The organism is Priestia sp. USM5 (assembly GCF_058323215.1).
The window spans coordinates 3556321-3569506 of record NZ_JBSGKN010000001.1; the positions used below are offsets into that span (position 1 = coordinate 3556321).

Annotated in this window: 9 protein-coding genes and 1 riboswitch; of the genes, 2 read left to right on the forward strand and 7 right to left on the reverse strand. The window is 38.3% G+C overall.

Annotation, left to right across the window (positions count from 1 at the left end):
* Positions 1 to 75: 75 nt before the first annotated feature.
* The 3 genes from ACWATA_RS18870 to ACWATA_RS18880 are packed head-to-tail and all read right to left on the reverse strand — an operon-like array spanning position 76 to position 3539.
* Entirely contained in the window at positions 76 to 1197 is a 1122-nt protein-coding gene (locus ACWATA_RS18870) for a class II histone deacetylase (RefSeq protein ID WP_473050088.1), read from the reverse strand.
* 38 nt (positions 1198 to 1235) lie between these two features.
* Positions 1236 to 2108: a carbon-nitrogen hydrolase gene (locus ACWATA_RS18875; RefSeq protein WP_459374329.1), complete on the reverse strand. Its 873-nt coding sequence runs from the start codon at positions 2106 to 2108 to the stop codon at positions 1236 to 1238.
* 51 nt (positions 2109 to 2159) lie between these two features.
* Positions 2160 to 3539 carry an APC family permease gene (locus ACWATA_RS18880; RefSeq protein ID WP_473050089.1) on the reverse strand — a complete coding sequence of 460 codons (1380 nt, stop codon included), beginning with the start codon at positions 3537 to 3539 and terminating at the stop codon, positions 2160 to 2162.
* A 605-nt stretch (positions 3540 to 4144) separates the two neighbouring features.
* Positions 4145 to 4230, forward strand: a riboswitch (cyclic di-GMP riboswitch).
* A 23-nt stretch (positions 4231 to 4253) separates the two neighbouring features.
* Here ACWATA_RS18880 and ACWATA_RS18885 point away from each other — a divergent pair.
* Positions 4254 to 5756: a glycosyltransferase family 2 protein gene (locus tag ACWATA_RS18885; protein WP_050688356.1), complete on the forward strand. Its 1503-nt coding sequence runs from the start codon at positions 4254 to 4256 to the stop codon at positions 5754 to 5756.
* 33 nt (positions 5757 to 5789) lie between these two features.
* Here the strand turns inward: ACWATA_RS18885 and ACWATA_RS18890 are convergent, their stop codons facing one another.
* Positions 5790 to 8333 (reverse strand): sensor domain-containing protein, encoded by a 2544-nt coding sequence (locus ACWATA_RS18890; RefSeq protein ID WP_473050091.1) that lies wholly within the window; start codon positions 8331 to 8333, stop codon positions 5790 to 5792.
* Positions 8334 to 8443: 110 nt separating this feature from the next.
* Between ACWATA_RS18890 and ACWATA_RS18895 the strand changes: the two genes are divergently transcribed.
* Positions 8444 to 8722 (forward strand): hypothetical protein, encoded by a 279-nt coding sequence (locus tag ACWATA_RS18895; RefSeq protein ID WP_050688358.1) that lies wholly within the window; start codon positions 8444 to 8446, stop codon positions 8720 to 8722.
* 36 nt (positions 8723 to 8758) lie between these two features.
* Here ACWATA_RS18895 and ACWATA_RS18900 read toward each other — a convergent pair whose 3' ends face one another.
* From ACWATA_RS18900 to ACWATA_RS18910, 3 genes are read right to left on the reverse strand one after another with little or no spacing between them, the layout of a single operon-like run.
* Positions 8759 to 9688 carry an NAD(P)/FAD-dependent oxidoreductase gene (locus ACWATA_RS18900; protein WP_421544595.1) on the reverse strand — a complete coding sequence of 310 codons (930 nt, stop codon included), beginning with the start codon at positions 9686 to 9688 and terminating at the stop codon, positions 8759 to 8761.
* A gap of 48 nt (positions 9689 to 9736) precedes the next feature.
* A complete protein-coding gene (gene folE / locus ACWATA_RS18905) occupies positions 9737 to 10381 on the reverse strand; it encodes a GTP cyclohydrolase I FolE (RefSeq protein ID WP_025749591.1) in 645 nt (214 codons plus the stop codon).
* 57 nt (positions 10382 to 10438) lie between these two features.
* Complete coding sequence (locus tag ACWATA_RS18910; protein ID WP_473050092.1) at positions 10439 to 12970, reverse strand: bifunctional diguanylate cyclase/phosphodiesterase; 2532 nt, start codon at positions 12968 to 12970, stop codon at positions 10439 to 10441.
* Positions 12971 to 13186 lie beyond the last annotated feature (216 nt).

Below are 13186 nucleotides of genomic sequence, written 5' to 3' on the forward strand. Positions count from 1 at the left end.
ACTCTTTTTTGTCATGTGATTTCATTTATTTGTTCCTAACATATTAATGCGGTTAATTGCTTAGATATGCTCTACTTAACAAAAACTTTCCTTCTCAGCAAATTCCCAAAACCTTTTCTGATAGTTTATAACGTTATCTATCGCTTCGAATAAAGCAGGTGGTGTATTTCTTTGCGGCAAAACGTGCGGATCTTTCCAGTTCACATTTACACCGGTAAGGCCTTCAATAACTCCCATGGTTGCAATAGGAAGGTATGCTAGGTTATATCCTCCTTCTTGTGCTACAATGAGCCTTCCTTTACAATGTGTTTCTGCTAATTCTCGAATCTTGTTTGCCATATATCTAAACCCTTCTCTTGTGACCATTAAACGCGAAATAGGATCCAATGCATTTGCATCTTGCCCCGCTGATATTATGATAAGCTCCGGCTTAAATTGACTAATAGCTGGTGCGATGATAGATTCGAATACATATTGATAACCTTCATCTCCGGTCAGGGGAGGCACTGGTATATTTATATTATATCCTTCCCCTTTTCCTTGTCCGATTTCATGTACCTGGCCGGATTCCAATGGAAAATAATCTTCTTCATGAATGGAAATAACAAGTACGTCGTCACGTTCATAAAAGATGTCTTGCGTTCCGTTTCCATGATGAACATCCCAATCCAAGATAACAACCTTTTTTAACCCGTAATGTTCAAGTGCATAAGCAGCACCTACAGCTACATTGTTATAAAAACAAAAGCCCATCGCTTGGTCTGAAGACGCATGATGTCCTGGTGGACGTATTTGAGCATAGACTTTACTTATCGTTTCACTCTCCATTACGGTATCTACTGCTTTCATAACGGCACCTGCGGATAGCCTCGCAATCCCTTCTGTTTCAGAAGACGCATAAGCTTCAGGTCCAATTTCCCTTGTTCCTGCTTTACATGCTTTTCGAACACGCTGGATATGATCTTTAGTATGGACCCGAAGTAAATCTTCCTCCGTTGCTTCATAGGGTGATTGTCTAACTAAGTGCTGTGCTAAACCACTTTTTTCAATCATTTCTTTGATCACGATCATTCGATGCTTGTTTTCAAACTCGTCACAAGGCTCTACTACTTCTCCACCTTCAAATATGTACTGAATTTTTCCAGTATCATGGTTCAGAAACCTTTCATCCCAAATCCAGCTTGTTTTAGATATCATATTGTTTCGTTCCTTTCTTTTTATAGTAAGGGTTAAACTTACACGTTTGAAGGTGTACGGAAAGCTTCTTTTCTTAATAATAATTCATAAGTATCTGGTCTTCTGTCACGCATAAACTGAAGCAGATTACGGGCCGAGTCAATTTCTTTTAAATCAACTTCTTGAATCAAAATTCCTTCTTCATTCGTTAAAGACTGTAGAATTTCTCCCATCGGATTGCTTACAAAGCTACCTCCGTAAAATGTCATCTCTTTTTCCGTTCCTACTCGGTTCACCGCAGCAACAAAAACACCATTTGAAATCCCGTGTGCTGAAATAGCTTTTTCCCATGCAGGACGAGTTGATAGTTCAGGATGATCAGGCTCTGAACCGATAGCAGAAGGATAAAATAGAATATCCGCTCCTTGCAACGATAAAATTCGTGCTACTTCTGGGAACCACTCATCCCAGCAAATTCCTACTCCAATCGTTCCGTATTTTGTTTCATATACAGGGTACCCCGTATTTCCTGGAACAAAATAATATTTTTCATGATAGTTCGGCCCATCAGGAATATGGTTCTTTCTTGTAATTCCTAAGCAAGTTCCGTCCGCATCGAATACAGCTGCACTATTAAAATAAACGCCTCTAGCCGCTTTTTCATAAAAAGGAACAATTAATACAACTTTCAGCTCTGCTGCAAGGTCTGCCATTTCTTTTAATACGTAGCTCTCTGCTGGTATAGCTAGTTCATATCCTGCAGGTGAAACACTTTGAGGGAAGTACTGAGCGTTAAATAGTTCTTGTAGACAAATAATTTGAGCTCCATTTGACGCCGCTTCTTTAATTTTTTTGAGCGTATAGTTAATATTAGCTTCAACATTTTCTTCACATTTAACTTGAATAAGACCAACTTTTACTGTTTCTTTCATTTTTATCTCTCCTTTATATTAGAAATTTCGGATAATTACAGACGTACTTTATCAAGATATATGTTCCGTTTTGAATTGGTTTGGCTCTGTTTTTTCATCAAAAGCAAACTGCGGCGGGGCCTTTGTAAAAAATGACGTCTTGTATAATAGATAAATAAAGCCTATAACAACCCAAATACTCCCTAAAGAAATAGATTTTATATCTAAGCTTGTCCATAACCAAACTGTAAAGACCGCTCCAATAATGGGACTGATTAAATAACGGCATGTGCCTTTAAAATCTCTTTGTTTTCTGCGGATATAGTAGTGAAAAATAACAGAAATATTTACAAATGTGAATGCAATCAACGCACCAAAATTGATAAAAGAAGCGGCTGTAACGACGTCCATTACTAGTGCACTTAATGAGAGTACTCCAATAAAAATAACGTTTCGCGATGGTGTTTTATATTTGGGATGTATATAGGCAAACAGTCTTTTAGGCAGCATTGATTCTCTGCCCATTGCATAAAGCAGTCGTGAAGCACTGGCGTGTGAAGAAATTCCTGATGCAATCGTTGAAGTGATAATTCCGGCAAGAAAGACGGATGAGAAGAGCGTTCCTCCAATATAAGCTGCTATTTCAAACGAAGCTGAATCTACAACTTTAAATGAGCCATAGTTTGGATAAACAAGCTGGGTAATGTACGAAACGAGTATAAAAAGCAGTCCACCTATAAATGCGACAAGAAAAATAGCCTTTGGTACATTTTTCTTTGGATCAACTGTTTCTTCAGAAAGTGTAGTCACAGCATCAAACCCAAGAAAAGATAAACAAAGAATTGAAGCTCCTGCAAGAACAAAAGAAAAAGAATCCTTTGAGTCAAAGAGATGCAAAGAAGAAAAGAACAAAATATCACTTTCTCCTTTTATCATTCTCTTAATGGATAAAATAACAAATAGAGTTGTTATAAGAAATTGAAAAAGTACAAGTATCCCGTTCACTTTTGCTGTCATTTGAATACCAAACACGTTTATACAAGTAATAATAACAATAAAAAGTAGAATCCAAAGAGACGATGGAATAGACGGAAACGTAGCTGATAAAAAAGTTCCCGCTAGCAAAAAATTAATCATTGGTAAAAAAAGATAATCTAAAAGCACAGACCAGCCGACCAGGAATCCTATGTGAGGACTTATAGATTTTTGAGTATACGTATAAGCTGATCCTGATAAAGGATATTCTTTAGCCATATGCCCGTAGGTGTATGCGGTAAATAGCATGGCTGCCAGAGCAAAAGCATACGCCATAGAAACCATGCCATGCGTAGTTTGAGCCACAACTCCATATGTAGTAAACACCGTCATTGGAGCCATATATGCAAGCCCTAAAATAACAAGTGATCGGAGCGTTAACGTACGAGCAAATGTAGCATTTCGATTACCTTTCATCTTGTTTCACCTGCTTAACTAGTATCACTTTCATATAATACCCCCTTCTAATTTTAATACCTATAAATGAATGACTATCATTCATTTATAGGTTGATATAACTTCAATCCGAAAATAATCACAAGAATAATGAATGACTATCATTCATTATTCTATCATTATAATCGATAGGCTTTTCTTTGTCTTTACTTTTGTCAGAATTTTTAACATATTCATCCGAGAAAATTTATTATATGCAATTATAAAGTAATTTACATATTCACTTACCTATTCACTTATCGCTTTCCAGAGTTCATCTCTCACATTTTCACTTCAATTCTTTTTCTTCTACCCACTCCATTCACCGGACCGTACAAAACAAGATTTTAACTATTACTCTCTTTATTTCCTTTCACTTTTTGGCTCGCTCAAACAAGAAGACAACCAATACCCGATATAAGGCTATATCTGTATTTTACAATTTACTCCTTATCGAAATTTGTCGAATTCTTTTTAGGGTAATTCAACCTATTTTTATGGTAAAATCTAAAAAAGATATTCGTTATATAGTATCATTTTAGTTATTTCGTTCTTTAAAAGAAACGAAGAGTAGTGAACTTAACTTGTTCAGTTAAAGGCAAACCAGTCGAAAGGCTGGGACGCAAAACCTCAGGTCTAAGGTCCTTAGGACTAGGATAGCTGGGTTTCCTGATATATCAGGGGGTAAAGGAAAACATGAACAATCAGCGTGTCGTTACTGGAAGTATTGGAGCTTCGTATATGAGGCCGCGCATTGTGGCATTCATTCCGGCGCACAATGAAGAAAAATCAATTCGCGACTGCTTGGCAGGATTAGGCGATCAGCTTCTTCCAAATAATGTGGAGCTTGATGTATTTGTGATTGCAGATAACTGTACGGACCGCACAAAAGAAAAAGCGGAGCTGGCCGGAGATGAATTTGATTTAAATGTAAAAGTACTGGTCACTGAAGGCAATAAACAACGAAAAGTCGGCGCGTTAAATACGGCTTGGAAAAAGATATATGGAGATACACTGGATTTATATAATACGACGCTGACGAAATATCAGCAGCTGTATAAAGAGTCAATTAAAGCGATTTTAGGGATGGATGCAGACAGCCGCTTGGCTCCAAAAGCACTCATTAATTTATGGGAAGATTTAATGACGTCCCGAAACATCGGCGGCGTGATGGCAAAATATACGATGAGAATGCCTAAAAAGAAAAGCTCGCTGTCAAAAGATGATGTGCACTACGAAGAAAAGCTTGCAAGCGGCGAGTACGGCGGACCGATAGCCCGGTGGTGGACGCATCAGCAAAAGCAGGATATGGCGAGCTGGCTGTTAGATCTTCAGTATCACGGCGGAAGCACGTATGTACTTGGCGGTCAGGCTACCCTGTTTCGCCCTGAAGCGCTTCAAAATATAGTGGAAGAAAATAAGCTTGACGGTCCTTGGCAAAATGACAGCGACGTTGAAGATATGCTGCTGACGTGGCAGCTGCAAAAATCCAACTGGAAAACGTTAATCAGTCCAGGCGCTCGCTGCTTTGTAGACTCGATGAGAAGCTATCACACGTACCGTGAACAGCGTAATAAATGGAAGTCGGGAACCGTTGATTTACTGACAAACGGAAACTTGGACGTTAGAACCAAGCATAAAGGAAAGCTGTGGCGTTCACAGATCAAAACGCTATGTGATTTACTTATTCGCCTGCTGTTTATTGTATTGTTATCGGCTGCGCTTGCAACTGATCAATTTTACTGGTCGTGGCTTTGGATCATTCCAATCGCGTTAGCTTCTGTGTTAAATATTATGCTTGCTGTCAAAACGCCGATGCACAGGCCGATTGATGTGATACTGGCCGGTCTTTTGATTAGTCCGGAAATTTATTTGTGGGTGAACTTAATTACGTTTGGTCAAGTATGGATGGAAAGGCTTGCGGCTAATAAAAAAGACGGCTGGGCGAATCAATACAACGCGGAAAACGGGAAAACGCGCAGTAAATTAGGGCAAGGGATTTTAACAGGCTTTGCGTTTACAGGAATGATTGTTGTACTGTGCATTTATTTTCGTGACTACTTAACGAGTCCTTCTGTACAGCAAGCCATTTATCCGTACTTAATGAATGGATGGATCTTACTGACGTATTTGACCATCTATCAGTCTCTTTATATGTTTTACCAAATTTGGACGCTTCGAAAACCTATTCAAGCGTAAAAAAAGTGATGTCTCTGTTGAGACATCACTTTTTTATAGAAATCGTTTCTTTAAATATTTTGCGATTTTTTGAGGCGCAGCTGGCTGACTCACAATGTAGCCTTGAATAAAGGAACATTCATGCTTTTGTAAAAAGGCGAGCTGCTCTTTTGTTTCAACGCCTTCTGCGATTACTTTCATGTTAAGAGCATGAGCTAAATACAAAATGCTTTTTGTAATCGCCTGCTGCTTTCCTTTATCGGTCGCGTGTAGAATAAACGTTTTATCAATTTTAAGCGTGTTAAATTCAAAGTCTTTTAAATGTGATAACGAAGAAAAGCCGGTGCCAAAATCATCTAAAGCAAACGTTACGCCAATTTTCTTTAATTCATCCATGACTTTTTTTACGTGTTCTTCATACTGAATAATAGAGCTTTCCGTTACTTCAAATTCAATAAATGAAGGGTCGATGTTGTAATGAGCTAGCGTTTGTTGAACGTGCTCTACAAATCCTCGTTTCAGCAAATGTTTAGACGAGACGTTAATCGAAACGGGCACGGTTTGTAATCCTTGATTTCTCCACTGCTGCAGCTGATTGCACACATGATCAATTACCCAGTCGCCGAGTTCAATAATTAAATGAGTTTCTTCCGCTAAAGGAATAAAGTCTTCTGGTGATACGCGCCCCCATTCCGGGTGATTCCAGCGAATTAACGCTTCGATACTATCAATTTCTCTGCTGTTTGTATGAACTTTTGGCTGGTATTCAATAAAAAACTCATTTTGAAGAAGTGCGTTGCGCAGTCCTTTTTCCAGATGATAGCTTTTATACGTTTCGCTGTCCATTAACGGCGAATACAGCTGCCAGTCGCTTCGTCCGATTTCTTTTGCACGGCGCATAGCAAGGTTGGCATTCGTCAATAAGGTTTTCACATCTTCACCGTCATGCGGGTAGATACTGATTCCTATACTGGCTGTGACGTACAGAGAAAAGTCGTCAATCGTAATTTCTTTTTCGATTTCTTGAAAAAGAGCTGCGGCTAGTTTTTGACATTCATTTATATGTGCAAGAGATAAAAAACAAATCGCAAGCTCGTCTTCTCCTACTCTAGCTAGCATCACATCTGGCGTCACAAACTTTTTTAACCGATTGGCAATACGCTGCAGCAGGCGATCGCCTACGTCGTGGCCTAATGTGTCATTAATATGCTTGAAGCGATTCAGTCCTAGATAAAAGACCGCTAATGAATCTCTTTCTTTTTTCATTTGCCGAATGAAATTTTTTAATTTCTTTTCAAACTTTCTTCGATTCGGCAAGTTTGTCACATGATCATGAGTCGCCAGATATTCAACTTGATCCACGTACTTTTTTTCTGCGGTGATATCTTCAATAATCCCGTCTATGCGCACCAGCTTACCGTTCTCATCAAGGGTTGGAATGCATCGATCTTTTACCCACTTCATTTCTCCCGTTTGTGTGTAAATCCGATACTGATGACGAATTGTTTTTCCTTTTTGCAGCTGATGCTGCGCTTTTTCCACAGCTGGTTTATCGTCAGGGTGAACAAAGCTTTCCCACAGATCTCTATCTTCTAAAAATTTAATCGCATCTTCTCCGTAAATGCCGCTAACACCGTTTGAACATACAATCATTTTATTGCGCTGCACATCAACGGACCATATTCCAGCATCCAAATTGTTATAAATCGTTTGAAGCTGCTGTTCTTTTTGTTTTAATTCATTCGTAATCACTTTTGATTCGGTAATATCATGAACAACGCCAATCAGCTGTATGACGTTTCCTTGCTCATCTGCTACTGCATCCGCTTGCTCAAACACCGTACGTTCTTCACCGTTTGGCCGCATCAGCGCGTATTCAATTTTATAGCTTTCTCCCGTTAAAAGTGCCTCTGTAACTGCTTTTTTTAACCTTTTTTGGTCACATTCTTTAATAAATTGAAGAACATCTTTAAAAGAAGGAGTAACGAGCTGACCAGGATTTAATCCGTAAATATTATACAGCTGAGGTGACCAATAGCTTTTATCTTCCGTCACGTCGTAATACCAGCTTCCCACATTGGCAAGCTTTTGCTCCATTTTCAAATGTGTTTCTAATTGAGAAATGTGATTGGAGCGCTCCTGCTCTTTTGAATCATCTCTGCATATGGCGTAAACACCCGCTACTTGCTCATTTACGATAATAGGAATGAGCGTAATATATAAATGAAGTTCTTTTTTTGTTTTATGATTGATTGTCGTTGAAAAATGAACTTTTTCCCCTTTTAAAGCACGTTGAAAAAGCTCTTGTGCCTGCTGTTGTTTCGACTTATGTATAAGAGCTGTCAGCTGCTGGCTTTTTTGTTTGTGTTCGTTTCCTGTTAGCCTGAAGGCTGCCTCGTTGCTAAACATGATATCCCCTTCACAGTTGATAAAAAAAATACCTTCACTGTATTCTTTTAAAAGCTGTGTGTTCAAACGATCAAGATGTTTCATGATCATGATCGACTGCTCCTTCTCCGTATTTTTATCTGGCAAGGTCTCATGCTGCCTCCTTTTATCTATTTCTTCTATACTAGTAGAATAAGTTACATTTGACATATATTTTACCCTACTTTCCCCAAATGAGGAACATCTCAGGTAAAGATAGCCGAAAAGGTTTTTAAAGTCTTTTAAATTTGGTAAAATAAAACATATAAAGGAGGGATAGTGTGAATCAAAGTGTTAAAAAACATAATCTATTTTCTAGGGGTTCCTTTCAAACCGCTGCTTTTTTACTTCTTTTCTCGCCTCTTTTTACTCGCTTGTTTCAGCAGAACGTCTGGACGTATATAACAGTCGCTTCTATCATTGTTCTTTTTAATTTCATCACCGAGTGTATTTTAGTAAAAAGAATCAGCGCTGCGCCTCAAAACTACATTGCTTTTTTCCAAACGATTTGTCTGCCTGTGAACGTACTTCTTCTATGTTTCTTTTATTATGTTACGTAAAAAAGCATCTATCGATTTGATAGATGCTTTTTGATATTATGACTTTTTCAAAAGGCTCGATACATGCTTGGCTACAATCGCTCCTTGCCCGGCTGAAGAGCTGATACTAGAAAACAAGGGAGTCGTGCACGCGTCTCCAATGGCATAAATAGCTGGGTTGCTGCTTTGATGCACTTCATTAATGACGATGAGCCCGCTTTGTGTAGTGGTGACTTTTTCTTTAATAAGTTCAACATTGGGCGCTACGCCTAGTCTGATCAGCACTGCGTCTACTAATAAATTCTCGGACTCACCGTTTTTACTTTTTAAATCGATTGATGTGACGTGATGCTTTCCGTGGATAGCCGTCACTTCGGTATCTGTCATCACTTTAACACCGGGGTCGGAAAGAACTTTTTCAACGTATTGTTCTCTTGCTTTAAAATGCGTAGAACGATGAATCAAATATACTTGTTTTGCTTTTGATGCTAAAAGATGTGCTCCTTCAAACGCCCGGTCTCCTCCGCCAATGAGAGCAACCCTTTTACCTTTTAACCTTTCTCCGTCTGCTGAAGCTGAATATACTTCTCCTCGGTCAATCATTTGCTGTTCACCCGGCACTCCCAGCTTTCGCTGACTAGAGCCCGTTGCTAAAATAAGATACGTATAGCCAATTTCCTTTTCAGTTTCTTGCTGCTTTACTTTTACTGTTTTAGAACGTTCGTCAATGGAAATTACTTTTGTATTCGCTTCATATAAGCAGTCCATATCAATAAAATGCTGAACCATTTTACGCTGCATCTCAATTCCATTTTCCGCTTGTATTCCGGGATAATCAATAATCTCATTATAAATCGTAAACAGCTGTCCGCCTAACTGTGCCTGCTCTTCAAGAAGCAAGCACTCAACGCCTAGCCTTTTACACCACACGGCAGCAGAGATGCCAGCGGGCCCTCCGCCAATAATCAGTACGTCAACGTGTTGCATACAGCTCACCTCGCTTCTGCTTCTCAGCTTATATGGCTTGTTGTTTCTTTACATTTGTCGCTGTAAAAGAGATAAAAATTCTCCTCGAACCTCTGGTTTTTCCATAAATGTTCCCCGAACCGATGAAGTGGCTGTAGAAGCTGAAGATTTTTTAATTCCTCTTCCGCACATGCACATATGCTTCGCTTCAATAATTACCATAACTCCTTTCGGCTCTAACACTTCTTCGATTGCATCTGCAATTTCATTTGTTAGACGTTCTTGAACTTGAAATCTCTTTGCGTATCCTTCTACCGTACGAGCGATTTTAGATAAACCTGTAATTTTTTTATCCGGTATATATCCAACGTGCGCAACGCCAAAGAACGGCGCAAAGTGATGTTCACACATTGAGTGAAATTCAATGTCTCGTATTAACACTAATTCATTGTGATTCACGTCGAATGTTTTTTCCAAATGAGCTTTCGGATCTTCTCGGTAGCCTTCCGTGTATTCCAAAAATGCCTTTAACACGCGGTACGGCGTCTCTTCAAGGCCGTCTCTTTCCGGATTATCTCCGCATAAATCAATCAGTTCTTTCACCGCATTCATAAACGTGTCAGCTTGACCTATTTTTTTATCTATTTCAGTTGAATTTGTGCCTACTGTTTCTAAAAATTTTTGAGCAATTAAATTTTGTGTACTAAGTGCCATCTTTTTATGTCCTCTTCCCTTTTCTTAGTAAGTTTATTTTTAAATGATGGTTTTGCTTCAGCTATTTAAAAACGCTGCTTCAAAATCTTTTGCAGCAAGAGGCTTGCTAAACAAGTACCCCTGCATGTGATCACAGCCATTTTCCATTAAAAACGCTTTTTGATATTCTTCTTCCACACCTTCTGCGATTACTTCAAGCTTTAAGCTTTGAGATAAGCTGATAATCGCCTGCGCAATTTCACTGTTGCTGTAATCTTCTTGAATATCCTGGATAAAAGACCGGTCGATCTTCAAACAATCGATTGGTAATTTTTTTAAATAGCTCAATGAAGAATATCCGGTTCCAAAATCATCGATAGAAATTGATATACCATATTCTTTTAGTTCGTGTAAAGCTTTAATGGTTTCTTGGGTATTAATAAGTAGAGTACTTTCAGTAATTTCCATTTCGAAACTTCCTGGGTTAAGCTTATAGGAAGAGAGAACATTTTTAACCTCGTGAACTAATAAAGACGAGTCTTGAAATTGGCGAGGTGAAAAATTCACCGCCAATGTTAACTCTTGATTGAACATTTTATTCCACTTGCTAATCTGTTCACAAGCTATATTCATCACATTTCCCCATAAGGAATGAATCAAGCCCGCTTCTTCGGCTACATCAATAAATACGTCAGGAGAAACAAAGCCAAGCTCTTCATCATGCCAACGCACAAGGGCTTCTACTCCCTTTATAGTATTACGTCTAGCATCCACTTTCGGCTGGTAGTAGACCTCAATAGTCTCTTTCTGAATAGCTTTTCGCAAACGCTTTTCAATCTGCATTTTTTCAGTTTGTTTTTCATTTAATAACTCATGATAAACCATGACTTTGTTGCCTCCTTGCCTTTTAGAAGCATACATTGCCATATCGGCATACGTAATGAGTGTATCCAGATTTGTAGAATGTTCCGGATAAAAACTTAAGCCGCTGCTTATACTTACAACTATTTCATCACCTTCGATATAGCAAGGCTGTTGAACATCTAAAATAATTTTTCGGGCAAACTTCTCGACCTCTACAGGAGAAAAATCACTGAATAGAACCACAAACTCATCTCCTCCCTGCCTTGTCAGAAAGCTGTTATAGGGAGGAAGGCAGGCTTTAATTCTGTTAGCTACAAGCTGAATCAGCTGATCGCCTTTTGAATGCCCTAATGTATCATTAATATCTTTAAATCGGTCTATATCCATAAATAGTACGGCTACATGTTTGATTACTTTTTGCTGGGATTCTATCAAACGCCTGTTGAGTTCTTCCTTAAAATACCTTCTATTTGGCAACCCTGTTAGAGAATCGTGGTATGCATGGAATTCACTTTCTTCTTGACTGCTTTTCAGGTCATGCAAATACGTTTTTAAGAAATGTGATAAATGATTAATATTTTCAATAAGCCCTCCCAGCTCATCCCTTCTTCTTACAGCCAATATTTTACCGAAATTCCCTTTCGCAATGTGATTCACGTGCTCCATCACATTTTTAATAGGCCGTGTAATGGACGTAGAGAAGATGATGCTGACGATAAGTACGAGGAGAATAAACGGGAGAGATAAAAGCAGGTGTTTTACTAATTCTTGATGAAGCTCTGTTTCAATTAAACCGTAATCATATACAACCCCTATTACGTAAGGTGCAGATTTATCTTCCTTAATAGGTACGAATGTTTTGAGTACTTGTTTCTTATTAATTTCTGAAAGATAGCGTTGCGACTCTCCTGTTTTTAATGCCTTTTTCATAAATGCTTTATCACGCTTCGTATTTTGATATGTGTATGTTCCATACCAAATTGGCTGATCTTTCATTTTAACGTACCTATTTCCATTCAAATAAACGCTTTGATTGTGTCTTCCAAAATTAGTAGGATTAAATACTGTTAATTCAAGAACACCATCCAAACTCTTCGTGAAACGATTCATAACATTGGTAGGGCCAAACTGCTTTTCAATATTTATTACATCCTTATCACGAAAATAGGGGTTAATAATATAATTAGTGGACCCATCATAATAATAACCCCATTTATCAACATGCTTTGGATTACTAGAAGCTACTTCGATTGGACCGCTCCAAAAGTTAGGCAGCGCCATCCCTTTCTTTGTAGTGACCGGTCTATTCGCAAGCAGCTCCTGAAAAGACGTATACCAGTAGCTCCACTCTTTAGTCGACATATTAATTTCTTTAGAATCAGATGACCTTACACCAATGATGTCATCACCTACCGGAGCTAGTAATGTAATGTGAGATACCCTAAGCTGCTTCGCTAGTTCTTTAAGCCGCTCATTACTTATGTCTTGATATTTAGAAGGCAGAGAACGTTGTATGGCAATTGAAGCAGTTCGTAATTCCTGTGCCATTCGATCTTCCATATATAAAGCGCTGTTTTTAGAATTTTCTACCTCGTACGCAATTTCTTCAGTTACAAGCGTGATTTCTTTTTGATTAAACTCTATTAATCTATTTTTAGACCTAATGTAATGTAATGTGTTATTTGCTAGTAAAATACACAATACCAGCAAAGTAAAAAACAGAGATATTTTTTTCTTTATAGACAAAGTGCTAGCCTCCCAGTAGTACCAAAACGCTCTCACATTTTTAGATATACACTAAATTCCTTTTTATACCGGTACATTTATTCTAATTTTCACAAAATAGTCAACTTATGCAAAAAACCAACCGATACGGTTGGTTACTTTCAAAAATTGATATGTAAAATAATTGAATATAAAAACTTTTATTTACACAGATAGAATAATTTTATATCCCTCTAA